The organism is Dickeya sp. NCPPB 3274 (assembly GCF_000406205.1).
Lineage (GTDB): Bacteria > Pseudomonadota > Gammaproteobacteria > Enterobacterales > Enterobacteriaceae > Dickeya > Dickeya fangzhongdai.
The window spans coordinates 276791-302380 of sequence record NZ_CM001979.1 but is presented as its reverse complement, the minus strand read 5'-3'; the positions used below and the strand labels follow the sequence as shown (position 1 = coordinate 302380).

Below are 25590 nucleotides of genomic sequence, written 5' to 3'. Positions count from 1 at the left end.
TGAAAAAATGATGTTTGCGCAAATTGCCATGATAATAAATGCCTGCAGAACAGCGATCCTTCTGGCAGCGGCTGGGATTGTCGCGAGCTGTCCCCGAAAATTGCGCGAACCACCGACATAAAATCTAACATTTTCGTGCGCGCCGCCCCGTTCAGCAAACCGGTCAGCTACGCTATGGCGCCGATATTCTACGCTAATTTGTTCGGATTTTGACATCAAACATACGTGCGCGGTGAATATTTTTTCAGCGTGTTGCCGACAGGCTCGGAAGCGGCGAACAGATCGCCCTGACCGCCGCAAACGCCTTTATCCAGCAACGTCTGCCACTCTTCGCGCGTACGCACGCCGGCGGCGAACACCTGAGCGTGCGTCCCCTTACAGGCTTCGGTCAGACTACTGACGAACAGCTGGTTCTCCGGTCGCTTATCCAGGCTGCGCACCAGCCCCGGGTGCAGCTTGATCACCTCCACCCGCAGCGACTTGATATAGGCGGTGCTGACCAGCGTCAGCCCGGCCTGCGTCACCGCCAGCCGGCAGCCCAGACCGGTGATCATGGCAAGTATCGGTCGCAAACGGCCGATATATTGACACACATCCGCTTCAGCAAGTTCAAACAATAATCGCTCACGCTGCCTTTTCGGACACTGGAGCAGGGTTTCGCGCAGCCAGCGCAGGAACGGCCGCTGTAACAGCGAATCCACCGTAATCGGTAAAGCCAGCACCGAATCCTGCCAACTGACCGTCAGGGCAATCACCCGGTTGATCAACTGCCGGTCATAACCGGAGGTCAGGCCGAGCTGACGCACCAGCGGCATGTACTCCGCCTCCAGCAATTCCTGGGTGCCATCATAAATTCGGCTAAACATTTCCCGGTGATGCACCTCGCCGTCGCGGGTAATCGCCGGCTTCTGATATAAACGCGGCCCGCCGCGCAGCAGGGTATGTTCCAGCAGCGTGCGCCACTTCACGCTGCCGCGGCCTTTTTCCGGCACCCGCCGGTCATAAACGCACCAGCCGTTGCCGCCCTGCAATACGGCGTTGCGAGTGGCATCTTCCACGCTTTCCATCACCTGTTCGGTGGTCTGTCCGCCGTGATAGGCGCTGATGCCGATGTGCAAAATGTCTTCCCGATCGATCAACGGCGTAACCGGCAGAATATCGATCGCTTTCACCAGTTGGCTGGCGATGCTGTCCGCTTCTTTCAGGGTGCGGTGCGGCAGCAGCACCGTAAAATCGCTGTGGTAGTAACGCGCCAGCAGCGCGGAGGGGTAGCGTAAGACAAACGTGGACAGCAGGTTGATCAGGGTATTGCGATACTCTTCGAGCACGCCGCCGTAGCCGTGCGTTTCCTGCAAGGTGTCAAAATCCGGCAGGCGGATCATCATCACCACGCCGTGCGTGCCGACGTCTTCCGGATCTTCCAGTTGCGTGGCGAGCTGATTTTCAAAAAACAGCCGGTTATTCAGGCCGGTTTGCGCATCCTGCGCCGCAAACGAGCGGATCAGCGTATCCACCCGACTGCGCGCTTCGCGCGCCTCCGCCAAATCCAGCAGCAACTGGTCCAGCGCGCCGCTGGCCGTCGCCGGCCATTCGTGTACCGAACCGTGCATCACGGTATCGCGCTCGCCCGCCAGAATGCGTCGGGCGCGCTTCTCCAGCTGTTCCTGACCGGCCATTTGACGTCGCAGCCAGCGCACGCCATGAAATACGACCACCGCAATCACTAAAATCATCAGCACGATAGATAACGAGGATTTGAGATAGCGGGGCGTCCCGAGCAACGGGTCGACGTAGGTTACGTTTACCCGCACGTCAGTATGGTGCAGCAGCGATAAACGGGTATGACGATAGAGCAGCGCCCGATCCTCGCCGTCAGACAACATTTCCGGCAAACGTAATAAATAGAGGCTTTCGTGACCGTCGCGAATCTCCAGCTCCACGATTCCGGCCGCTTTCATCACCGCCGGCAACCAGAACTGGATACTGCCGGGCGGCTGCACCAGCAGTGCCTGATCAATACTCGCCGCCACCGCCCTGAGCTGGTGCTCCATTCGTTGCTGGCTATAACACACAAAACTAAAAATGCTGCTGGCCAACATTAGCACTACGGCCAATGTCGTTAGCATCGTCATCAATATCGATATTCTGGCAGTCAACCCCATCCCTGCGCCTAACTCCGTATCAAAGAATTGAAAAGTGCTTTCATGAGATACTTTGTGTGTTCTTTGCGATTTATCAGTTCGCATACTACCCGTTACAAATATAGTCCTTAAATGATTTACCTCTATTTTTGTCCCCGATAAGGAGGATTTTTATGCGCGCTTTAGTACTCAGGCAACAAGACGGTCTGACTTTGGCCGACGTCAGTACCATCGAACCGTCACAATTACCTGATGGCGATGTCACCGTCGACGTCGACTGGTCCGGCATCAACTATAAGGATGCGCTGGCTATCACCGGCAAAGGGAAGATCATTCGTCAGTTCCCGATGGTGCCGGGTATCGATTTTGCCGGAACCGTTCGCCACAGCGACCATCCCGACTTCAAGGCCGGGCAGGCCGTGGTACTGACCGGATGGGGCGTGGGAGAAAATCACTGGGGCGGGCTGGCGGAACAGGCGCGAGTGCGGGCCGACTGGCTGGTGCCGTTGCCGCAGGGGCTCTCGCCGCGTCAGGCGATGATCATCGGCACCGCCGGCTTCACCGCCATGCTGTGCGTCATAGCGCTGGAAGAAGGCGGAGTGACCCCGGCGAGCGGCGAGGTGGTGGTCAGCGGCGCCAGCGGCGGCGTCGGCAGTACCGCCGTTGCGCTGTTGCACGCGCTGGGTTATCAGGTTACGGCGATCAGCGGCCGGGCGGACAACAGCGCCTATCTGCAACAACTTGGCGCGCATCAGGTGCTGGATCGCCAGGAGTTCGCCACCGCCGGTCGTCCGCTGGAGAAACAACGCTGGGCAGGCGCCATCGACACGGTGGGCGATCAGGTGCTGGCGACGCTGCTGACCCAAATGCATTACGGCGCAACCGTCGCGGCATGCGGGCTGGCAGGCGGCGTATCGCTGCCTGCCACGGTGATGCCGTTTATTCTGCGCAATGTGCGCCTGCAAGGGGTCGACTCGGTGATGACGCCACGCGCACGGCGTCAGGAAGCCTGGCGTCGTCTGGCCACACTGCTGCCGGCTTCCTTCTATGAGCAAGTCACGCAGGAAATTACGCTGGAGCAGGTTCCCGCCACCGCCGCTGCACTGCTGGAAAACCGGGTTACCGGCCGTACGCTGGTGCGCGTCGGCGCAGCGGACTAACCCGGTTTCAGGACGGGCCGACAACGGCCCGTCCTCTTCTCCTTTGCAGCAACCGCTAGAATGAACAACCGGCACACTCAGTAGAGTGTAATATCCGGTAGATATGTAACACCCGGTAAAAAAAGAACGTTTCCCCGGCACATTATTTCACCGCATACTGACCACATCGCCATCAGGGCGAGCATTTAACCCGAATCCCCCAGCCAGACATCAATAATCAAAAGCGGGAGTTCACCATGCCCAGACATCGCAAACTGACCGGCGCCGATGTGACGCCGGAATCGCTGTTCCACCAACGCCGAACCGTCCTCAAGGCGCTAGGCCTTACCGCCGCCACGCTGAGCCTGTCGTCCGGCGCGCGCGCCGACCTGCTCAACTGGTTCCAGGGCAAACCGGCGCCTGTCGCGCCGCCCGGCAAGCCGCTGACGTTCAGTCAGCCGCCGCAGTGGCGCCCGGATCTGGCGTTAACGCCGGAAGACAAAGTAACCGGCTACAACAACTTCTACGAATTCGGTCTGGACAAGGCCGACCCTGCCGCCAACGCGGGCGGTCTCAAGACCGAGAGCTGGAAAGTCCGGATTGACGGCGAAGTCGCCAAACCCATGACGCTGGATATCGACGACATTCGTCGCCGTTTCGCGCTGGAAGAACGCATCTACCGTTTTCGCTGCGTCGAAGCCTGGTCGATGGTGATCCCGTGGGTCGGCTTTGAACTGTCGCAATTGATAAAACTGGCCGAGCCAACCAGCGACGCCCGTTATGTCGCCTTTCAGACGCTCTATGACCCGGCGCAGATGCCCGGTCAGAAAGACAGTTTCGTGGGCGGCGGCCTGGACTATCCCTACGTCGAAGGGTTACGCATGGACGAAGCCATGCACCCGCTGACCTTGCTGGCGGTCGGCGTATACGGCAAAACGCTGCCGCCGCAAAACGGCGCGCCGATACGGCTGGTTACGCCGTGGAAATACGGCTTCAAGAACATCAAATCCATCGTGCATATCCGGTTGACCCGACAGCCGCCGCCGTCTACCTGGAATCTGTCCGCACCCAACGAGTACGGGTTTTACGCCAACGTCAATCCGAACGTCGACCATCCGCGCTGGTCGCAGGCCAGCGAACGGGTGATCGGCTCCGGCGGATTGTTGAACGTTCAACGCCAGCCGACGCTGATGTTCAACGGCTATGCCGATCAGGTCGCCTCGCTGTATCAGGGGCTGGATTTACGGGCGAACTTCTGATCGCCGCGGGTTTAATCCGTATGATCCGGGACTCACAGGAATGCTCAATGCACAGGAAAACGTCCGCATGCGTTTAACCGCCCGACACATCACAGCCCTGAAAGTGGCGCTCCATCTGGCGGCGTTTCTGCCGCTGGCATGGCTGGTATTCGCCGTCAATCAGGGCGCGTTCAGCGCCGATCCGGCAAAAGATATCCAGCATTTTACCGGTAGAATGGCGCTGAAACTGCTGCTGGCGACGCTGATGGTGACGCCGCTGGCGCGCTACGGTAAGCAGCCGTTGCTAATCCGTTGTCGCCGCCTGCTGGGGCTGTGGTGTTTCGCCTGGGCCAGCCTGCACCTGCTTAGCTATACCTTGCTGGAGTTGGGGGTCAATCATCTCGATCTGCTGGGAAAAGAGATTTTCCTGCGCCCTTACCTGACGCTCGGTATGGCGAGCTGGCTAATCCTGCTGGCGCTGACGGCGACCTCCACCCAATCGGCACAGCGAAAACTGGGAGCTCGCTGGCAAAAGCTGCACAATCTCATTTATCTGGTCGCGATCCTCGCCCCGGTTCATTATCTTTGGTCGGTCAAATCGCTGTCGCCATTGCCAATCATTTATGCGTTAGTTGCCGTCATCTTGCTGCTTTTTCGCTACAAGAAATTGCGCCAGTGGCGTCGTTAATCGGGAATATCGGCGTGAATCAGGCGGCGTTTTCAGTGAAATTTCGTAAAATTTTGTCAATACCGACGTGGCAACTCCGCAGATAAGACCAGTATTTCGCTGCCAACTGCTACGATATGGCTATAATGTTCAAACCTTGCGGGTGAAAACGGATATTTTCGCCCGGCAAAGGGTGACAAACGGATAGCTTCGCGTTATGTTGTGCGCCACTGAGCCAATCGAGGGAGATAGCAGCACAATGGCAGACAAGTTTCACATTTTGCTCCTTAACGGTCCAAACCTGAATCTGCTGGGCACCCGTGAGCCGGACAAATACGGCCATACGACGCTGGCGGAGATCGTGAGCCGACTGGAGCAGGATGCGGCAGCGCTGAACGTGCAGCTTTCCCACCTGCAGTCGAATGCGGAACATGAGCTGATTGACCGTATCCATCAGGCCAGAGGAAACACCGATTTCATTCTGATTAACCCGGCAGCCTTTACCCACACCAGTGTGGCGCTGCGGGATGCCCTGCTGGCGGTCGCCATCCCGTTTATCGAGATCCATCTGACCAACGTGTACGCACGTGAACCCTTCCGCCATCACTCCTACCTGTCCGACGTGTCGGCCGGGGTGATCTGCGGTCTGGGGGCAGACGGATACCATTATGGTTTACAGACGGCGGTCAAACGCCTGTCAACGTCCAATTAACCGTTTCCAATAAACAAGAGTACGGAACCACATTCATGGATATTCGTAAAATCAAGAAGCTGATCGAACTGGTTGAAGAATCCGGCATCGCCGAACTGGAAATCTCCGAAGGCGAAGAGTCAGTACGCATCAGTCGCGCTCCGGCGCCGGGTAGCTACCCCATTATGCAACAGGCCTACGCGCCGATGCCGCAGGTCGCTCCGGCCGCCGCCCCGGTTGCTGCGCCCGCCGCCGCTGCAGAAGCCGCGCCGGCCGCCATCAGCGGTCACGTCGTGCGCTCGCCGATGGTCGGTACCTTCTACCGCACGCCGAGCCCGGACGCCAAAGCCTTCGTGGAAGTCGGCCAGCAGGTAAAAGTGGGCGATACCCTGTGCATCGTTGAAGCAATGAAAATGATGAACCAGATCGAAGCGGACAAAGCAGGCGTGGTGAAAGCCATTCTGGTTGAAAGCGGCCAGCCGGTTGAATTTGACGAGCCACTGGTTGTCATCGAATAACGAGGCTTACCATGCTAGATAAAATTGTCATCGCCAACCGCGGTGAGATTGCTCTGCGCATTTTGCGTGCCTGTAAAGAACTGGGCATCAAAACCGTCGCCGTGCACTCCACAGCGGACCGCGACCTGAAACACGTATTGCTGGCGGACGAAACCGTGTGTATCGGCCCGGCTCCGTCCACGAAAAGCTACCTGAATATTCCGGCGATCATTTCGGCGGCGGAAATCACCGGCGCGGTGGCGATCCACCCCGGTTACGGTTTCCTGTCCGAAAACGCCGACTTCGCCGAGCAGGTTGAGCGCTCCGGCTTCATTTTCATCGGCCCGCGCGCCGACACCATTCGCCTGATGGGCGACAAAGTGTCCGCCATCAGCGCCATGAAAAAAGCCGGTGTTCCCTGTGTGCCGGGCTCTGACGGCCCGTTGGGCGACGACATGGACAAAAACCGTGCCATCGGCAAGCGCATCGGTTATCCGGTCATTATCAAAGCCTCCGGCGGCGGCGGCGGTCGCGGTATGCGTGTGGTGCGCAGCGAAAAAGAGCTGGAGCAATCCATCGCCATGACCCGCGCGGAAGCAAAAGCGGCGTTCAACAATGACATGGTCTACATGGAAAAATACCTGGAAAATCCGCGTCACGTGGAGATCCAGGTATTGGCAGACGGCCAGGGCAACGCCATCTATCTGGCGGAGCGCGACTGCTCCATGCAGCGCCGCCACCAGAAAGTAGTGGAAGAAGCGCCGGCACCGGGCATCACCGCCGATCTGCGCCGCTATATCGGCGAGCGTTGCGCCAAGGCTTGCGTGGACATCAACTACCGCGGCGCCGGTACGTTCGAGTTCCTGTTCGAAAATGGCGAGTTCTATTTCATCGAAATGAACACCCGTATTCAGGTAGAGCACCCGGTTACCGAAATGATCACCGGCGTGGACCTGATCAAGGAACAGCTGCGCATCGCCGCCGGCCAGCCGCTGTCCATCAAGCAGGAAGAGGTCAAAGTACGCGGTCACGCGGTGGAATGCCGTATCAACGCCGAAGACTCGAGCACCTTCCTGCCGAGCCCTGGCAAGATCACCCGCTTCCACGCGCCGGGCGGTTTTGGCGTGCGCTGGGAATCGCACATTTACGCGGGCTACACCGTGCCGCCGCACTACGATTCCATGATCGGCAAGCTGATCACCTACGGTGAAAGCCGCGATATCGCCATTTCCCGTATGAAGAACGCACTGGCGGAACTGATCATTGATGGCATCAAGACCAATGTGGAATTGCAGATGCGCATCATGTCCGACGAAAACTTCCAGCATGGTGGCACCAACATCCACTATCTGGAGAAGAAACTCGGCCTGCAGTAATCTCCCGCACCGATGAAACGGGTCGGCCATGCCGGCCCGTTTTTATTTCCGCGCCGCCCGCCTCTTTCTGGCTCGATGCATCGATTTTTCGCTGGGCAATTGGCTGACATGCCGTAAAATCCCCTGTTTTGTGTCACCTATACCCAAAATAATTCGAGTTGCAGGACAACACGCTCGCGTGTTGAACAACGCAACGCGTTGGCCCTTTAGGGCAAGGCTCATTGAGCCTTGTAACGCGACGCCGCCGCGAATCCCCAGGAGCTTACTGAAGTCAAGTGACTGGGGTGAGCGACAACTCCGCCGGGAGCAGCGTTGAACGCGGTTTACCGCGGCCCCGCAGGGGCGAGGCCCAGGGATGGGCCGAGTAATAAAGCCAACGCACCTGCAACTTGAAGTATGACGGGTATATACACTGATTCCTGCCGGATTAAGGGGAAATCATGGATAAACGCTTTCTCCAGGCTCACCGCGAAGCCCGCTGGTCACTGATACTGACGCTGGCTTATCTGGTGGCCTGGGTGCTCTTTGCCTATCTGCCCGACAACCGTCCCGGACTGACTGGTCTGCCGCACTGGTTCGAACTGGCTTGTCTGGCGTTGCCGTTGCTGTTTATCGGCCTGTGTTGGTTGATGGTGCGCGTGGTGTTCCGCGATGTTTCACTGGAGGATCATGATGCAGAGTGATGTCATCCTGCCGCTGATTGCTTATCTGCTGCTGGTGTTCGGCCTGTCAATCTATGCCTGGCGACGTCGCCAGCAGGGCAACTTTCTCACCGAATATTTTATCGGCAGCCGTTCGATGGGCGGCTTCGTACTGGCGATGACGCTGATCGGTACCTATGTCAGCGCCAGTTCGTTCATCGGCGGCCCTGGCGCAGCCTACAAATACGGGCTGGGCTGGGTACTGCTGTCGATGATTCAGGTGCCGACCATGCTGTTGTCGCTGAGCATCCTTGGCAAGAAGTTCGCGATTCTGGCGCGCCGTTACAACGCCATCACCCTCAATGACATGCTGTACGCCCGCTACGGCAGCCGTTTGCTGGTCTGGTTCGCCAGCCTAAGCCTGCTGGTGGCGTTTATCGGCGCGATGGCGGTACAGTTTATCGGCGGCGCCCGGCTGCTGGAAACGGTAGCGCACGTCCCTTATAGCGTCGGGCTGCTGATTTTCGGCATTACCATCGCGCTCTACACCGCGTTCGGCGGCTTTCGCGCCAGTGTGCTGAACGACGCGCTTCAGGGGATTGTAATGCTGATCGGCACCCTGCTGTTGCTGGCCGGCGTGATCTACGCGGCAGGCGGTTTGCCGGCCGCCGTCGGCAAACTGGCGCAGATCAACCCGGCGCTGGTCGATCCGCACGGCAGCAACCAGATCCTGTCCGCGCCGTTCATGGCGTCGTTCTGGGTGCTGGTGTGTTTCGGCGTCATCGGACTGCCCAACACCGCCGTGCGTTGCATTTCCTACCGCGACAGCAAAGCGCTGCACCGCGGTATCCTGATCGGCACCCTCGTCATCAGCATATTGATGCTGGGTATGCATCTGGCCGGCGCGCTGGGGCGCGCTATCCTGCCCAACCTGACGATTCCCGATCAGGTGTTGCCGGAGCTGATGCTGACCGTGCTGCCGCCGCTGGCCGCCGGGATCTTCCTGGCTGCGCCGACGGCTGCCATCATGTCGAACATTAACGCCCATTTGCTGCAGGCTTCCGCGACGATCGTGAAAGATCTCTACCTGAGCGTCTATCCTCAGAAGATGAGCAACGAGCGTTATATCCGCCATCTGTCCAGTTTCACCACACTGCTGCTCGGCCTGCTGGTATTGCTGGCGTCGTGGCGGCCGCCGGAAATGATCATCTGGCTGAACCTGCTGGCGTTCGGCGGGCTGGAAGCGGTATTCCTGTGGCCGCTGGTGTTGGGCCTGTACTGGGAACGCGCCAACGCCACTGGCGCGCTGTGTTCAATGTTTGCCGGCGCTATCAGCTACACCCTGCTCGCCAGTTTCAACATCCAGCTGGCCGGCTTTCATCCCATTGTGCCATCGCTGCTGTTAAGCCTGGTGGCGTTTATTCTGGGCAACCGAGTTGGGCGCCAGCCCGCGGCTGCCGCATCTTCATCACTTTGAGGTCAGAGGCTGCTATGCCGTGGATTCAACTGAAAATCAATACGTCCGGCGCACACGCGGAACAACTGGGCGACGCGCTGTCTGAAAGCGGCGCTGTCTCGGTCACGTTTCAGGACACCCATGACACACCGGTGTTCGAACCGCTGCCGGGTGAAACCCGTTTATGGGGCGATACCGACGTCATCGGCCTGTACGACGCCGAAACCGACATGGCCGGAGTGGTCGCCATGCTGGAGCAGGAACCGCTGCTCGGCGCCGGTTTCCGGCACAAAATCGAACAGCTGGAAGACAAGGACTGGGAGCGGGAATGGATGGAAAACTTCCATCCGATGCAGTTCGGCAAACGGCTGTGGATTTGCCCGAGCTGGCGCGACGTGCCGGACCCGAACGCGGTCAACGTGATGCTGGACCCCGGTCTGGCGTTTGGCACCGGCACCCACCCCACCACCTCGCTGTGCCTGCAATGGCTCGACGGGCTGGATCTGGACGGCAAGACCATCATCGATTTCGGCTGCGGTTCCGGCATTCTGGCGATTGCCGCGCTGAAACTCGGCGCCGCCCACGCCATCGGCATCGATATCGACCCGCAGGCGATTCAGGCCAGCCGCGACAACGCGCAGCGTAACGGCGTGTCCGAGCGTCTGGAGCTGTATCTGCCGAAGGATCAGCCAAAAGACCTGTCCGCCGACGTGGTGGTCGCCAACATTCTGGCCGGCCCGCTGCGTGAACTGGCGCCGCTGATCGGCGTGCTGCCTAAGAGCGGCGGCCACCTCGGCCTGTCCGGTATTCTGGCTTCGCAAGCGCAAAGCGTGGCGGAAGCCTATGAAGACCGATTCCAGCTCGACCCGGTGGCGGAAAAAGAAGAGTGGTGCCGCATTACCGGCGTTCGTAAACCGGTCTGACCTGTTGCGATTGCCTGCCGGAACATCGCGGTTCCGGCAGGCGTCTCCTGTGGACATTTCGCTGGACAAACGCTGGACAAATGTACTGCCGCTGCCATCAATCACTGTTTCTATGCGGTGAAACAGCATATTCAGGCAGATGTTTTATTTCCCCGGCCTGTTTACAAAATCAGCGACATGAAAATAACATTCTGTAAATAAAGGAAAAATAAAAACAGCGTGGAAGCAATGCGGCATTTCCTTGATCTGTTCCGCTCAATTGCTCAAAGTTTGGCCTTTCCTATCGCGTAAAAAATGCGTAATATACGCGCCCTTGCAGGCACAGTATGGTCACTCTTTGTCTATGCGCATTGGACAATTTCAGCTTCCCAATCGTTTGATTGCCGCCCCGATGGCGGGCGTAAGCGATCGCCCGTTCCGGGCACTCTGTCACGCGATGGGCGCTGGAATGACGGTCTCCGAAATGCTCTCTTCCAATCCGGAAGTGTGGCGTTCGGACAAGTCGCGACTGCGCATGGTACACAGCGATGAGCCCGGTATCCGGGCGGTGCAGATCGCCGGCGGCGATCCGGACGAGATGGCGGCGGCCGCCAGAATCAATGCGGAGAACGGCGCGCAGGTAATCGACATCAACATGGGATGCCCGGCCAAGAAGGTCAACCGCAAGATGGCCGGATCGGCGTTGTTGCAGTATCCGGAACTGGTCAAACAGATCCTGACTGCGGTGGTGAAAGCGGTAGACGTACCGGTAACACTGAAAATCCGCACCGGCTGGGCGCCGGAGCACCGTAACTGTGCAGAGATTGCCAAATTGGCTGAAGACTGTGGTATTCAGGCGCTCACCGTTCATGGACGCACGCGCGCGTGTCTGTTCAATGGCGAAGCGGAATACGACAGTATTCGGACAGTTAAGCAGAGCGTTTCCATTCCCATCATTGCGAATGGCGACATTACTGACCCGCGCAAAGCCAGAGCGGTTCTTGATTACACCGGGGCAGACGCCCTGATGATAGGACGAGCCGCTCAGGGAAGACCCTGGATCTTTCGGGAAATCCAGCATTATCTGGACACAGGGGAGCTGCTGCCCCCGCTGCCACTGGCAGAGGTCAAGCGCTTGTTGATCGGGCATATACGGGAATTGCACGACTTTTATGGTCCAGGCAAGGGATTTCGTATAGCGCGTAAGCACGTGTCCTGGTATCTCCAGGAGCACGCCCCAAACGACCAGTTTAGGCGCACATTCAACGCCATAGAGGACGCCAGCGAACAGCTGGAGGCGTTGAAGGCATATTTTGAAAATCTTGCGTAAACAGAAAAAGAGCTGACAGAACTATGTTCGAACAACGCGTGAATTCTGACGTACTGACCGTTTCCACTGTAAACTCTCAGGCTCAGGTAACCCAAAAACCCCTGCGCGACTCGGTTAAACAGGCACTGAAGAACTATTTCGCTCAACTGAATGGTCAGGACGTGAATGACCTGTATGAGCTGGTACTGGCTGAAGTAGAACAGCCGCTGTTGGACATGGTGATGCAGTACACCCGCGGCAACCAGACCCGCGCTGCTCTGATGATGGGTATCAACCGCGGCACGCTGCGTAAGAAACTGAAAAAATAACGGCATGAACTGATAACCATCAGTCATCCACTGAATACAAAAGGCGCGATACCGGTTTGGAATCGCGCCTTTTTACTTATTGCCTTACCGTGTCACAGTCCCACCGTCTCACCTTCGCGTTTTCCGCTTAATCAGACTGTCTTAAGCCAGCGTGCCGGAAGCTTATGCCAGCGATGCCATATCGATGACAAACCGGTATTTCACGTCGCTTTTCAACATACGTTCATAGGCGGCGTTGATGTTCTGAATATCGATCATTTCCACGTCGGACGTGATGCCATGCTCACCGCAGAAATCGAGCATTTCCTGCGTCTCGGCAATCCCGCCGATGCAGGAGCCCGCCACCGACCGCCGCCCCAGAATCATCGAAACGGTACTGAGCATCGGGTTGATATCGCCCAGCAGGCCCACAAACACCAGGGTGCCGTCTACCGTCAGCGTCGGCATATAAGGGTTGATATCATGCTCGTAGGGTACGGTGTCGATAATCAGCTCAAATTGCCCTTTGACGGTTTCCATCTGCGATGCCGAAGTAGAAAGCACAACGCGGTCAGCGCCTAAACGCCGGGCGTCGGCCTCTTTGCCGGGAGAGCGTGTGAATAGCGTCACTTCCGCGCCGAGAGCGTGAGCCAGTTTGATCGCCATATGACCCAGACCGCCCAATCCAACCACCGCTACCTTGCTGCCTTTACCTACGTTCCAGTGACGCAGCGGCGACCAGGTGGTAATCCCGGCGCACAGCAGCGGCGCCGCCGATTTCAGGTCCATTGATGCGGGAACCCGCAGCACAAAGTCCTGCGAGGCGACGATTTGCTGCGAATAGCCGCCATAGGTCGGCTGGTGATCATGACGGTCGACCCCGTTATAGGTCTGCACGTTGCCTTCATCGCAGTATTGTTCCAGACCCTGCTTACAGGGCTGACATTCACGACACGAATCCACCATGCAGCCGATACCCACCAGATCGTCAGGTTTGAATTTGGTGACGCCAGCGCCAACGGCGGTCACACGCCCGATGATTTCATGGCCGGGAACCAGCGGGTAATGGCTAAACCCCCAGTCATTGCGCGCCTGATGCAGATCGGAGTGGCAAACGCCGCAATAGAGCACCTCCACCACCACATCATCGGGGCGCGGTGTACGGCGGGTGAAGTGAAACGGCGCTAACGGCGCGGTTGATGACTGCGCGGCATAACCCAGTACTTTCATGGTCATAGTTGACTCCTTGCCTTATTCAAAGCGTGATTACAATTCCTGCCGGGTCGGACGGAACAGAATTTCGTTAATATCCACGTCTTCAGGCTGGCGGATGGCGAAAGCCACGACCCGGGCGAACGACTCTGCAGAAATAGCATAGTCGTCATAGAACGACTTGACGCCCGCTGCCATGTCAGGATCGGTAATACTTTGCACCAGTTCGCTTTCTACCGCGCCGGGCGAGATAACGGTGGTGCGAATATTGTAGGGTTTGACCTCCTGACGAAGCCCTTCCGAAATCACCCGAACCGCGGTCTTGGTGGCGGCATAAACCGCGCTGCCGGGACGGACTTTGTGTCCGGCCACCGAAGAAGTATTAATGATGTGCCCGCTCTGTTGCTGCTTCATATAAGGAAGCGCGGCGGCGATGCCGTACAGCACGCCTTTCAGATTGACATCGATCATCGCATCCCAGTCCTCAATCCGGCGCCGTTCCAGCAGGGAATGCGGCATTAACCCGGCGTTGTTGACCATCACGTCAATGCGGCCGTACAGCGCAACAGCACGGTCGACCAGCGTCTGAACCTGTTCCGGACGGGTCACATCGGTGCTGACTACCGCCGTCTCCGGCAACCCCAGCGAGCGGGCAAGCGCGTGTAACCGATCTAACCGGCGAGCCCCCAACACCAGCCGGGCGCCCTCCGCGGCCAGATGGCGAGCCAGCGCTTCGCCAAGCCCGCTGCTGGCTCCGGCAATCACCACCACCTTATTACCTTGATTCTCAGTCAAAATATCGGCCTCCTCGTGATCCCAGATTATTTCGGGTATTGCTCATCGCTGACGTGCTCCAGCCATTCCACCACGCTGCCATCAAGCGACTCGGCGATCGCAATGTGCGTCATCGCCGTTTCCGCCGCCGCGCCGTGCCAGTGCTTGACCCCTTCGGGGATCCATACGATATCTCCCGGATTGATTGCCTGAACCGCCTGTCCCCACTCCTGAACCCAGCCCTGCCCCTGAGTGACAATCAACGTTTGCCCCAGCGGATGGGTATGCCAGGCGGTGCGGGCGCTGGGTTCAAACGTCACGGTCGCGCCGCCCACGCGGGCGGGTTCTGTCGCCTGAAACGGCGCGTCAATGCGCACCTGACCGGTAAACCACGCCTCCGGGCCTTGCCGGGAAGGCTGTGAGCCATTACGAATAATCTTCATTTTTTCCTCTACTCCCGGCCAGATTGCCGGCGTTAACATCAACAGGGCGATGGACATGGTATTGCCGCAGTCAGCAGACGCCACGTTCGACCGAACTCAATCGCTGATGAAAACGTATCGCGCCTGATAACCGACGACTAGACAGGGAAATCCGCATGGAGCTATGAGTTAAATTCATATATTTATTTAGTATAGTGTCAGGCGACGACACGCACGTTGCGCCACAGGAGGCAAATCAATGCTTAAAGAAAACTTCAGCGATCTCATTTCGTTTCGCATGGTCGCGCAGGAAAAAAGCTTTACCCGCGCCGCGGCGAAACTGGGCATATCCCAGTCGGCGCTAAGCCATGCCATGCGCAGCCTGGAAGAGCGATTAAGCATCCGCCTACTGACGCGTACCACGCGCAGCGTGTCATTGACCGAAGCCGGCGAGCGCCTGCTCGGGAATATTTCGCCATCGCTCAGTGAACTCGAATACGCGCTGGAAGATCTGGGCGAAATGCGCGACAAACCGGCGGGCAATATTCGTTTGACGGCCGGTGAACATGCGGTGAATTTTGTCCTCTGGCCGGCATTGAAACCGTTTCTCAGCCAGTACCCGGATATCCATCTGGAAATTACCGTCGACAACGCGCTGACGGACATCGTTAACGAGCGTTTTGACGCTGGAGTCCGACTGGGCGAGCAGGTCGCCAAAGACATGGTGGCTGTTCGCATCGGCCCGGATATGCGCATGGCGGTAGTCGGTTCGCCGGCATATTTCGCCCGTCACGCCGTGCCCGAAACCCCGCAGTCGCTACAGCAACACAGTTGCATCAACATGCGTCTTCCAACATTGGGGGGATTGTTCGCCTGGGAGTTTTCCCGAGACGGGCGCGAAATCCGTGTCCGGGTCGACGGCCAACTGACATTCAACAATCTACAGCACCGTATCGACGCCGCGCTGTCCGGTCTGGGGCTGGCTTACGTTCCGGAAGACACCATTCGGCAAGCGGTCGCAGAAGGGCGTCTTATTCAGGTACTGGAGTCATGGTGCGAACCGTTTCCCGGCTATTACCTGTACTATCCCAGCCGTAAGCAGCACACCGCCGCCTTTTCACTGTTTATCGACGCGCTGCGCTATCGCGGCTGACGCCAGCGCACGTGTCCTGCGATAACGAACAATCGATAATGCATTACGCTCCCGGCGGGAAGTCGGTGGACGCGGCCAGATCGACCTGCTGTTCAAAATCCTGTAGCCGTTTGCGCAGCACGTCGATCGTGCCTTGCAACGCCTGAGAACCCAGCACCATGCGCAACGGCGCTGGTTGACGATCAACGCTTTCGATAATGCGCGCCGCCATTCTGGCCGGATCGCCCGGCGCCAGCCCATTCGCGGGATCAAGCATACGTAAAAAAGCATGAGCGGGCGTCGCGTCATAAACCGGCGTCAATGTGGCTACCTGCGCGCTGCCGTAGCGGAATTCGGTACGGGCACCGCCGGGTTCAACCAGCGTCATGCCAATGCCAAAGGGAGCGACTTCCTGCGCGACTGATTCGACGAAGCCTTCAATCCCCCACTTGGTGGCGTGATAGAGGGAATTGCCGGGGAAGGCCACCTGCCCGCCATAGGACGAGATCTGGATAATGCGCCCCCCGCCCTGTCGGCGCATGATGGGAATGACGCTGCGGATAAATTGAATCGATCCCAGCAGGTTGGTGGCGATCATCTGCTCGATCTGACGATCGGAAAGTTCCTCCGCCGCGCCAAACAGCCCATAACCGGCGTTGCTGATCGCCACGTCGATACGGCCGAACTGTTTGAATGTCCGCTCGACAACACCGGTTATCGCTGCGGTATCCGTGACATCCAGGATTTCCGGGCGGAACGTCTCCGGCCATTGATCTATAAGGGGCTGAACGCTGGCCAGATTTCTTACCGTGCCCACCACGCGGTCGCCCTTTGCCAACAGTTGCTGCGTCAGTTCACGACCAAAGCCGGTGCTGACCCCGGTAATCAGCCAGATTCGCTGTGACATTATCTCTTCTCCATCATTATCTTGATGGTCGATAATTTAAGCAGCCGCCGGGATGAATACTATAGATAGAAAATGCTTGTACTTATGAATAGAAATCATGAGTTCACCGGCGGGTTCCGCTGCCGCGCCTTTCTTCCTGCGCCGAGAGGCACATACATTAAGACGAGACGGGTGCCCCGAAAACGAGGCGGATGACCCGCCTCATTCACAACGGTGCAATCTCCTCACCGTCGCCGCCATATGCCGGACGAATTCAGGAGATATTCAGCTCGACCCACACGGCAGCGTGATCCGACGCCGCGGTATCCCAGGAGGTGACGGTCGGGAACGGCGTCACCGGTTCCGCGCCTTCTTTGGCGGTGATCTTGTCAATGTTATAGATACCGCGCCGCTCAATGCCGCAGGTGACCTTCGCCTGATGCAACGGCGTGGAAATGAAAATATAGTCCAGTTGGTTCAGCCGTTCTCCAGCCTTACCGCCAGCAAAGTAATAGGTATAACGCGCCGTTTCCGGCAGAGAAGGATCGATCGCCGGGTGCAAATCCGGTATGGAAAACAGCGGAGCCAGACTGTGCCAGGGGTTGGCGACATCCTCGTTCAGGTCGCCCATCACCACCACATACTCCTGCTGCAGATTGTACCCGCGGACAATGTCGGCAACCCGCTCCGCCTGCGCGCGCCGCCGTTTGGCCGCGCGTTCGCGCTCGTCATCGTTACGACCGTTCTGACTTTTGAAGTGATTACACAGCACATGCACCGGCCGCGACAGGCCGACATCTATCGTCACCTCCAGACAATCGCGGCTGAACAGCGGGGTAAACGACTCGCCGGCGTCAAAAATATGGGTACGCAACTGGATAATACGATGACGCGTCAGGCAGGCGACATCGATGCCGCGCGGATCGTTCGGGCTGTCGATCAAGACATACTGAGCGAATGCCTGATCCGCCAGAATTTGCCGGTTGAAATCGCGCAGCACCGCCATGTTTTCCACTTCCGCCGCACACAGGATATCGGCATTCAGCGCCTTGATGACCAGCCCGGTATTTTTTCGCTGTTGATCGCCGAACGCTTCGGCACGAAAAATCAGCTCGCCCAGCCAGTCGCCTCGCCCCTGGCAGCTCTTGTTAATCCGGAATCCGGTCTTGCCCGCCTCGCTTTTCCAACTGCCGAGCGAACCGCCATCAACACGGAGGTCAATGTAAGGCTGGAGATTGCTGGTCAGGGTAAAGACCCGGTCTTTCAGAGCGTCGTCATACTTATCGGTATCCAGCAGCGTCTGCAACTGACGAACTTTCTCCAGTAACTCGCTGCTTTGCTGCGGGTCGGGCAGGTTGAGAATAGCGGTACGGTGAAACAGGTTTTCAACGTTATAGCTGGCAAGTCTGAGCTTCATAGCTCCTCCTCAGGCAACAGACTACGGCGGGAAAGTACAAGTCTGGCAACCGATTGTTACCACCGTATATCACACCTTCCCGCGATGCTAACCCGCGGCCCTCAGTGGTAAAAAATACCGGCGCTCACTATATTCATAGCAGATATAAGCCATGTCTTTATGTACTTGGCAAACATCATGACATCACGTAAATTCGCAGCATTTCTGACTTACAACGGCAATAGCCATACCTGGCAGGAACTATGATGAAAAAATCTCGCTTAGCATTACTTACCGGCGCTTTACTGGTTACCAGCGCGCTGGCACAGGCTCAGGACGATCTCAGCGCCATCAAGGCCGCGGGTGTGATTAAATTCGGTACCGAGGGTACGTATGCGCCTTACACCTACCACGACGCCTCCGGCAAACTGGTCGGTTTCGATGTGGATGTCGGCCGTGCCGTGGCGGAAAAACTGGGCGTAAAAGCTGAATTCGTCGAAGGCCGCTGGGACGGACTGATCGCCGGCGTGGACGCCAAACGCTATGACGCCGTTATTAATCAGGTGGGCGTAACCAAAGAGCGTCAGGTGAAGTATGACTTTACCAAACCGTATATCGACGCCAAATCGGTGCTGATCGTGCGTGGCGATAACACCAGCATCAAATCGTTCAACGATCTGAAAGGCCACAAATCCGCCCAGAGCCTGACCAGCAACTACTCCAAACTGGCGACCAGCTACGGTGCGGACATCGTGCCGACCGACGGTTTCAACCAGTCGCTGGAGCTGGTGCTGAGCGGTCGCGCCGAAGCCACCCTGAACGATAACCTGTCGTTCCTGGACTTCAAAAAGCACAAGCCGGACGCCAATGTGAAAGTGGTTGCCACCGCTGAAAGCGGCGATCCGTCCGCCATTCTGGTACGCAAAAACCAGCCGCAACTGGTGGATGCGCTGAACAACGCGCTGGATCAAATCAAAGCGGACGGCACCTATAAGACGATTTCTGTGCGATACTTTGGACAAGACGTTTCCAAATAATGCATTGATATCGGAGTTATTTTAGATGCCATCATGGCTACAACTCATGGCAGACTCCTTCTGGAGTCTGCTTTCCGCTGGGCTGACATTCACCGTTCCTCTCGCGATCCTTTCCTTTATCCTCGGTTTGACGATCGGTGTACTGGTCGCCTTGCTGCGCCTGTACGGCCCGAAATCGCTCAAGCGGATTTGCGACTTTTATGTGTGGGTGATTCGCGGCACGCCGCTACTGGTCCAGCTGTTCCTGATTTTCTATGGCTTGCCCAACGCCGGCATCACGCTGGATGCATTCCCGGCGGCACTGATCGGCTTCAGCCTTAACGTCGGCGCTTACAGCTCGGAAATCGTGCGCGGCGCTATTCTGTCCGTACCGAGGGGGCAGTGGAACGCCGCCTATTCGCTCGGCATGAGCGGCGCACAAGCTATCCGCTGGGTGATCGTGCCGCAGTCGGTATTCGTGTCGCTGCCGCCGCTGGCGAATACCTTTATTTCGCTGGTCAAGGACACGTCGCTGGCCGCCGTGATCACGGTGCCGGAAATGTTTCTGGCGGCGCAGCGTATCGTGTCGGTGACCTACGAGCCGCTGATTCTCTATATCGAAGCCGCATTAATCTACCTGCTATTCAGCACCGTGCTGAGCAATTTGCAGACCTGGCTGGAAAAATACTACCAGCGCCACACCGTGCATTGATAACCGACAGGCAGGCTATCCTGCCTGCCTTTCCCCTCTCTCACCATCAAAGCGACCAGCTCGACATTGCCTCCGATTTGCCGTAGCCTTCTGTTTTACCAGCCGGAGAATGTCATGAAACAGACTGTCAGAATCGCGCTGATAGGTGACTACAACCCTGCCGTCACCGCCCATCAGGCCATCCCGCCCGCTCTCGACCTCGCCGCTCGCCAGCTTAATCTCAACCTTCAGTACCAATGGATAGACAGCGAGCAGTTGTCGCCCGCGGCTCAGCTCGACGCCTTCGACGCCGTCTGGTGCGTACCCGCCAGCCCGTACCGCCACGACGACAATATCCTGCAGGCCATTCGGTTTGCCCGCGAAACGCGTATCCCGTTTCTGGGCACCTGCGGAGGCTGCCAGTACGCCTTGCTGGAATACGCCCGCCATGTGTTGGGCTGGCATGACGCCAACAATGCGGAAGTCACTCAGGAAGGCCGGGCGGTGATTGCTCCATTGCAATGCGAGATGGTGGAAAAACAGGGCGATATTCGCCTGTCGCCCGACTCACGCATCGGCCGCGCTTACGGCCGCGACGCGATCACCGAAGGCTATCGCTGCCGCTACGGCATCAACGAAGCGTTTCGGGATGCGTTCACCGCCGCCGGCGTCCGGGTATCTGGCATGGATGACAACGGCGATATTCGCGCTGTCGAACTCACCGATCACCCGTTTTTTGTCGGCACCCTGTTTCAACCGGAACGCGCTGCACTAAAACAGATAGCGCCGCCGCTGGCAGTTGCCCTCCTTGAGGCAGCCTCAGCGCATTAATCCCCGGTTTTTACGTAAGTTGCACCAAATTGGATCGAGCGCAGCCTGTTCCCTCCATTTTGGTGCATCCTATGCCTTCCCTTTATCCCCCTATACCTCTGATTTATCCCGGCGTACCACTGATACGATTTAGTTTCTTGCCCGTAGCACGGCTATTACAAGCTGGCATTGTTTTTGCTTTCTGATAACGACGGCTCCCGAATCCGGGGCACAACGCCGACAGACAGAGCAGGCGCAGCCATGACTGCGCCAAAACACAACAGCACATTACTATTACATTAGGCACATACGATGATTATGAAGAAAGTGATTATGTCCACGCTGGTCGCCAGCGCTTCACTGTTTGCCTTCATCAACCAGGCACACGCAGGCGCAACGCTGGATGCGATCCAGAAGAAAGGGTTCGTGCAGTGCGGTATCAGTGATGGACTTCCTGGTTTCTCGTATGCCGATGCCAACGGCAAATACTCCGGTATCGACGTTGACGTCTGCCGTGGTGTCGCTGCGGCCATTTTTGGCGATGCCAATAAAGTCAAATTCACCCCGCTGACCGCCAAAGAGCGCTTTACCGCCCTGCAGTCCGGCGAAGTGGATTTGCTGTCCCGCAACACCACCTGGACCTCCTCCCGTGACGGCGGTATGGGTCTGCTGTTCACCGGCGTGACCTACTACGACGGTATCGGCTTCCTGACCCATAACAAAGCCGGACTGAAAAGCGCTAAAGAGCTGGACGGCGCAACCGTTTGCATCCAGGCCGGTACCGACACCGAGCTGAACGTGGCCGACTACTTCAAAACCCACAACATGAAATACACCCCGGTGACCTTCGACCGCTCTGACGAAAGCGCCAAAGCGCTGGATTCCGGCCGCTGCGATACGCTGGCTTCCGACCAGTCTCAGTTGTACGCCCTGCGTATCAAACTGGGCAAACCGGCCGACTTCGTGGTACTGCCGGAAGTGATCTCCAAAGAACCGCTGGGACCGGTAGTGCGCCGCGGTGATGAAGACTGGTACGCGATTGTCCGCTGGACGCTGTTCGCCATGCTGAACGCCGAAGAGATGGGCATTACCTCTCAGAACGTCGACCAGATGGCCGCCAAACCGACTACCCCGGACATGTCGCACCTGCTGGGCAAAGAAGGCAACTACGGCAAAGACCTGAAACTGCCGGCCGACTGGGCCTACAAAATCGTCAAACAAGTGGGCAACTACGGCGAAGTGTTTGAGCGCAACGTGGGTCAGGGCAGTGAGCTGAAAATCAAACGTGGCCTGAACGAACTGTGGAACAAAGGCGGCATCCAGTACGCCCCTGCCGTTCGCTGATTCCTGATGTAAAACCGGGCACGTGCTGCGAACCAGCCGTGCCCTTGCTTTATCTGTCACAGAGGCTCCAACATGCTGCAACGCCCAACCGTGAAAGGTGATTTATCACTGACTAATCCAGCGGTGCGCGCCTGGTTGTATCAAATCCTGGCGGTCGTCATCGTCGTGGTTACCGTCGGTTATCTGCTGCACAACACGGTAACCAATCTGGCGCAGCGCGGGATTACGTCAGGTTTTGCCTTTCTGAACAACAGCGCCGGCTTTGGTATTGTTCAGCACCTGATTGACTATGAACAAGGCGATACTTACGCCCGCGTCTTTGTCGTCGGTCTGCTGAATACGCTGCTGGTCTCGGCTATTTGTATTATCTGCGCCTCGCTGCTGGGGTTTATCGTCGGTCTGGCTCGTCTGTCCGACAACTGGCTGTTGCGTAAACTGTCCACTATCTATATCGAGACATTCCGCAATATTCCGCCGCTGCTGCAAATCTTCTTCTGGTATTTCGCGGTACTGCGCAACCTGCCGGGCCCACGTCAGGCGGTAAATGCGCTCGATACCTTTTTCCTGAGCAACCGCGGATTGTATATTCCGGCCGCCGAGTTCGGCCCGGGGGCGCTTCCTTCGATACTGGCGCTGATCATTACGCTGGTCGTCGCCGCCATGATTTTTCGCCGCAATAAGCGCTACCATGCCCTTACCGGTCAGCAACGCAGAGTCTGGCCGATTCCGCTGGCGATGCTCGTGGTGTTGCTCGGCTTATCGCACCTGATTTTCGGCCGGGCGCTGCATTGGGATTTCCCGGTACTGAAAGGATTCAACTTCAGCGGCGGGCTAGTGCTGATTCCTGAACTGGCGGCGCTGGCGCTGGCATTGTCGGTGTACACCTCTTCTTTTATCGCCGAGATCATCCGCTCCGGGATCCAGTCCGTCTCTTATGGGCAGCACGAAGCGGCGCTGTCGCTGGGCCTGCCCAAACCGGTCACCCTGCGCAAGGTCATTCTGCCGCAGGCGCTGCGCGTGATTATTCCGCCGTTGACCAGCCAGTATCTGAACGTGGTGAAAAACTCGTCGTTGGCTGCCGCCATCGGTTATCCGGATATGGTGTCGTTGTTCGCCGGCACCGTGCTGAACCAGACCGGTCAGGCCATCGAAACCATCGCCATCACCATGTCGGTCTACCTGATTATCAGCCTGCTGATCTCGTTACTGATGAACATCTATAACCGGAAAATCGCCTTAATTGAGCGTTAAAGGAATAGGATGACCATGATTACACACACACCATCCAACCCGACGCCCATTAACCGCGCCATCGTCTGGGCGCGACGGAACCTGTTCTCCAGCATCACCAACAGTGTGCTGACGCTGGCCTGCCTGTGGCTGCTGTGGACGCTGATCCCGCCGCTGCTGAACTGGGCCATTCTCAAGGCGAACTGGATCGGATCCACCCGCGCGGATTGCACCAGCGACGGTGCCTGCTGGGTGTTTATCCATGCCCGTTTCGAGCAGTTCATGTACGGGCTTTACCCACGGGAAGAGCTCTGGCGCATCAATTTCGCGCTGGTACTGGCGCTGATCAGCATCCTGCCGATGTTCTGGCGCAACCTGCCGCGCCGCGGCCGTTACATCGCCATCTGGTGCGTGGTCTATCCGCTAATCGCCTGGTGGTTGCTGTTCGGTGGTTTTGGCGGCCTGACTCGAGTGGAAACCCGCCAGTGGGGTGGCCTGACGCTGACCATCATCATCGCGGCCATCGGCATCGCCGGCGCCTTGCCGCTGGGAATCCTGCTGGCATTGGGACGTCGCTCCAACATGCCGGTACTGCGGGCGCTCTGCGTCATCTTTATCGAGTTCTGGCGCGGCGTGCCGCTGATTACCGTACTGTTCATGTCCTCCGTCATGCTGCCGCTGTTTCTGACGGAAGGCACCAACATCGACAAACTGCTGCGTGCGCTGGTCGGGGTGATTCTGTTTCAGTCCGCCTATGTGGCGGAAGTGGTCCGCGGCGGTCTGCAGGCGCTGCCCAAGGGGCAATATGAAGCGGCCCAGTCTCTGGCGCTCGGCTACTGGCGTATGCAGGGGCTGGTGATTCTGCCTCAGGCGCTGAAGATGGTGATACCTGGTCTGGTCAACACCATCATCGCACTGTTCAAAGACACCAGCCTGGTGATCATCATCGGCCTGTTCGACCTGTTCAGCAGCATTCAGCAAGCGACCGTTGATCCGGCCTGGCTGGGAATGTCCACGGAAGGCTACGTATTTGCCGCCATCCTCTATTGGATCTTCTGTTTCAGCATGTCGCGTTATAGCCAGCACTTAGAAAAACGTTTTGATACCGGACGCAAGTCTCATTGAGGTTACCCATGAACCAGGACACGTTAACACCATCTTCCGACTACATGATCACGCTGGAAAACGTGAATAAGTGGTATGGGCAGTTCCACGTACTGAAAAATATCAACCTGCAGGTCAAACAAGGGGAACGTATTGTTCTGTGCGGACCGTCAGGCTCCGGTAAATCAACTACCATCCGCTGTATCAACCATCTGGAAGAACATCAGCAGGGACGTATCGTGGTAGACGGCATCGAACTTAACCACGATAGCCGCAACATTGAGAAAATCAGAACCGAAGTGGGCATGGTGTTCCAGCATTTCAACCTGTTCCCGCATCTGACGGTTCTGCAGAACTGTACGCTGGCGCCGAGCTGGGTCCGCAATATGCCGAAAAAAGAAGCGGAAGAGCTGGCGATGCACTATCTGGAACGAGTGCGCATCGCCGCGCATGCCCATAAATACCCCGGTCAGCTTTCCGGCGGACAGCAACAGCGTGTCGCGATTGCCCGCTCACTGTGCATGAAACCAAAAATCATGCTGTTTGACGAACCGACATCGGCGCTGGATCCAGAGATGGTGAAAGAAGTTCTGGATACTATGCTGGGTCTGGCGGAAGACGGCATGACCATGCTGTGCGTGACCCATGAAATGGGCTTCGCTCGTACTGTAGCCAACCGGGTGATCTTTATGGATCAGGGTGAGATCGTCGAGCAGGCGCCGCCGGATATCTTCTTCAGCAGCCCGCGCTCAGAACGTACACAAACGTTTCTGGCTCAGATACTGCATTAATCACACCCAACATCTCTCAGGCCCGCTCACTGTAGCGGGCTTTTTCATGCTCTGAATACCGCAGTGGAAGGCTTCAAACACGAACCGATCGATAAAATTCTGCTGTACCGTCACGAGTCTGGGCGTGATATCGACACGCTGATCGATGCCGACACGCTGGCCGTGGCCAGCGATTCCGCATTAACGCTCGACCTGCCCTGTCTGGATCTTAACCAGCCGGCGCAGATCGCCGCGTTTATCCGCGGCTGGTTGTTAAGGAGAGGGACAACCGGAGACTGAGCGCGTATTAAGGGATGTTTTCTCTGCCGACAGGCACAAAAAGGGGATAGGGTACACAGAGGAAGAGCCACACAACGCCGGAAGACAGAACCGGACCAGACCGTAAGCCACAACGCCAGGCCGCCGGCCGTATCCGCC

Annotated in this window: 26 protein-coding genes; 20 read left to right on the top strand and 6 right to left on the bottom strand. The window is 57.5% G+C overall.

What is annotated here, in order from left to right; translation table 11 throughout:
- Positions 1-215: 215 nt before the first annotated feature.
- Complete coding sequence (csrD, locus tag DXX3274_RS02035; RefSeq protein WP_042858306.1) at positions 216-2162, bottom strand: RNase E specificity factor CsrD; 1947 nt, start codon at positions 2160-2162, stop codon at positions 216-218.
- A 152-nt stretch (positions 2163-2314) separates the two neighbouring features.
- On the opposite strand from csrD, the gene DXX3274_RS02030 reads away from it, so the two are divergent.
- The 11 genes from DXX3274_RS02030 to fis all read left to right on the top strand — a co-directional run bounded on the left by DXX3274_RS02030 (position 2315) and on the right by fis (position 12386).
- Positions 2315-3301, top strand: a complete 987-nt coding sequence (locus DXX3274_RS02030) for an MDR family oxidoreductase (protein WP_042858305.1) — start codon at positions 2315-2317, stop codon at positions 3299-3301.
- Positions 3302-3537: 236 nt separating this feature from the next.
- Positions 3538-4539, top strand: coding sequence for a protein-methionine-sulfoxide reductase catalytic subunit MsrP (gene msrP, locus DXX3274_RS02025; RefSeq protein ID WP_042858304.1), 1002 nt, complete (start codon positions 3538-3540; stop codon positions 4537-4539).
- 67 nt (positions 4540-4606) lie between these two features.
- Complete coding sequence (gene msrQ / locus DXX3274_RS02020; RefSeq protein WP_042858303.1) at positions 4607-5206, top strand: protein-methionine-sulfoxide reductase heme-binding subunit MsrQ; 600 nt, start codon at positions 4607-4609, stop codon at positions 5204-5206.
- Between the two features lie 238 nt (positions 5207-5444).
- Entirely contained in the window at positions 5445-5897 is a 453-nt protein-coding gene (gene aroQ, locus DXX3274_RS02015; protein ID WP_029456545.1) for a type II 3-dehydroquinate dehydratase, read from the top strand.
- Between the two features lie 35 nt (positions 5898-5932).
- A complete protein-coding gene (gene accB / locus DXX3274_RS02010) occupies positions 5933-6394 on the top strand; it encodes an acetyl-CoA carboxylase biotin carboxyl carrier protein (protein WP_038917541.1) in 462 nt (153 codons plus the stop codon).
- 11 nt (positions 6395-6405) lie between these two features.
- Positions 6406-7749 carry an acetyl-CoA carboxylase biotin carboxylase subunit gene (gene accC / locus DXX3274_RS02005; RefSeq protein ID WP_042858302.1) on the top strand — a complete coding sequence of 448 codons (1344 nt, stop codon included), beginning with the start codon at positions 6406-6408 and terminating at the stop codon, positions 7747-7749.
- Positions 7750-8189: 440 nt separating this feature from the next.
- Positions 8190-8432 (top strand): YhdT family protein, encoded by a 243-nt coding sequence (locus DXX3274_RS02000; protein ID WP_042858300.1) that lies wholly within the window; start codon positions 8190-8192, stop codon positions 8430-8432.
- Positions 8422-9867, top strand: a complete 1446-nt coding sequence (gene panF / locus DXX3274_RS01995; protein ID WP_042858299.1) for a sodium/pantothenate symporter — start codon at positions 8422-8424, stop codon at positions 9865-9867. The genes DXX3274_RS02000 and panF overlap by 11 nt, the downstream gene beginning before the upstream one ends.
- Before the next feature lie 14 nt (positions 9868-9881).
- On the top strand, positions 9882-10769 hold the full coding sequence (gene prmA, locus DXX3274_RS01990) for a 50S ribosomal protein L11 methyltransferase (protein WP_042858297.1): 888 nt from the start codon (positions 9882-9884) through the stop codon (positions 10767-10769).
- A 343-nt stretch (positions 10770-11112) separates the two neighbouring features.
- Positions 11113-12078, top strand: coding sequence for a tRNA dihydrouridine synthase DusB (dusB, locus tag DXX3274_RS01985; protein ID WP_038663237.1), 966 nt, complete (start codon positions 11113-11115; stop codon positions 12076-12078).
- A gap of 23 nt (positions 12079-12101) precedes the next feature.
- Positions 12102-12386: a DNA-binding transcriptional regulator Fis gene (fis, locus tag DXX3274_RS01980; protein WP_042858294.1), complete on the top strand. Its 285-nt coding sequence runs from the start codon at positions 12102-12104 to the stop codon at positions 12384-12386.
- Between the two features lie 162 nt (positions 12387-12548).
- On the opposite strand, the gene DXX3274_RS01975 is transcribed toward fis, so the two are convergent.
- From DXX3274_RS01975 to DXX3274_RS01965, 3 genes are read right to left on the bottom strand one after another with little or no spacing between them, the layout of a single operon-like run.
- Positions 12549-13601: an NAD(P)-dependent alcohol dehydrogenase gene (locus DXX3274_RS01975; RefSeq protein ID WP_042858293.1), complete on the bottom strand. Its 1053-nt coding sequence runs from the start codon at positions 13599-13601 to the stop codon at positions 12549-12551.
- A gap of 30 nt (positions 13602-13631) precedes the next feature.
- Positions 13632-14372: an SDR family oxidoreductase gene (locus tag DXX3274_RS01970; protein WP_042858292.1), complete on the bottom strand. Its 741-nt coding sequence runs from the start codon at positions 14370-14372 to the stop codon at positions 13632-13634.
- Positions 14373-14398: 26 nt separating this feature from the next.
- Positions 14399-14794, bottom strand: a complete 396-nt coding sequence (locus tag DXX3274_RS01965) for a cupin domain-containing protein (protein ID WP_042861803.1) — start codon at positions 14792-14794, stop codon at positions 14399-14401.
- Positions 14795-15032: 238 nt separating this feature from the next.
- On the opposite strand from DXX3274_RS01965, the gene DXX3274_RS01960 reads away from it, so the two are divergent.
- Positions 15033-15926, top strand: a complete 894-nt coding sequence (locus DXX3274_RS01960) for a LysR family transcriptional regulator (RefSeq protein WP_042858291.1) — start codon at positions 15033-15035, stop codon at positions 15924-15926.
- 43 nt (positions 15927-15969) lie between these two features.
- Here DXX3274_RS01960 and DXX3274_RS01955 read toward each other — a convergent pair whose 3' ends face one another.
- Positions 15970-16812 carry an SDR family oxidoreductase gene (locus DXX3274_RS01955; protein WP_042858288.1) on the bottom strand — a complete coding sequence of 281 codons (843 nt, stop codon included), beginning with the start codon at positions 16810-16812 and terminating at the stop codon, positions 15970-15972.
- A gap of 253 nt (positions 16813-17065) precedes the next feature.
- Positions 17066-18208 (bottom strand): endonuclease/exonuclease/phosphatase family protein, encoded by a 1143-nt coding sequence (locus DXX3274_RS01950; RefSeq protein ID WP_042858286.1) that lies wholly within the window; start codon positions 18206-18208, stop codon positions 17066-17068.
- A 245-nt stretch (positions 18209-18453) separates the two neighbouring features.
- Between DXX3274_RS01950 and DXX3274_RS01945 the strand changes: the two genes are divergently transcribed.
- From DXX3274_RS01945 to DXX3274_RS01910, 8 genes are all read left to right on the top strand, one after another.
- A complete protein-coding gene (locus DXX3274_RS01945; protein ID WP_042858284.1) occupies positions 18454-19224 on the top strand; it encodes an amino acid ABC transporter substrate-binding protein in 771 nt (256 codons plus the stop codon).
- Between the two features lie 25 nt (positions 19225-19249).
- Positions 19250-19915, top strand: a complete 666-nt coding sequence (locus DXX3274_RS01940; protein WP_042858282.1) for an amino acid ABC transporter permease — start codon at positions 19250-19252, stop codon at positions 19913-19915.
- Between the two features lie 114 nt (positions 19916-20029).
- Complete coding sequence (locus DXX3274_RS01935; RefSeq protein WP_042858279.1) at positions 20030-20725, top strand: CTP synthase; 696 nt, start codon at positions 20030-20032, stop codon at positions 20723-20725.
- Between the two features lie 297 nt (positions 20726-21022).
- Positions 21023-22048: an amino acid ABC transporter substrate-binding protein gene (locus DXX3274_RS01930; protein ID WP_038669033.1), complete on the top strand. Its 1026-nt coding sequence runs from the start codon at positions 21023-21025 to the stop codon at positions 22046-22048.
- A gap of 72 nt (positions 22049-22120) precedes the next feature.
- On the top strand, positions 22121-23299 hold the full coding sequence (locus DXX3274_RS01925) for an amino acid ABC transporter permease (RefSeq protein WP_042858278.1): 1179 nt from the start codon (positions 22121-22123) through the stop codon (positions 23297-23299).
- A gap of 9 nt (positions 23300-23308) precedes the next feature.
- Positions 23309-24403 (top strand): amino acid ABC transporter permease, encoded by a 1095-nt coding sequence (locus tag DXX3274_RS01920; protein ID WP_038917525.1) that lies wholly within the window; start codon positions 23309-23311, stop codon positions 24401-24403.
- A gap of 8 nt (positions 24404-24411) precedes the next feature.
- Positions 24412-25173 (top strand): amino acid ABC transporter ATP-binding protein, encoded by a 762-nt coding sequence (locus DXX3274_RS01915; RefSeq protein ID WP_038663273.1) that lies wholly within the window; start codon positions 24412-24414, stop codon positions 25171-25173.
- A 63-nt stretch (positions 25174-25236) separates the two neighbouring features.
- Positions 25237-25452: a hypothetical protein gene (locus DXX3274_RS01910; RefSeq protein WP_238556077.1), complete on the top strand. Its 216-nt coding sequence runs from the start codon at positions 25237-25239 to the stop codon at positions 25450-25452.
- Positions 25453-25590 lie beyond the last annotated feature (138 nt).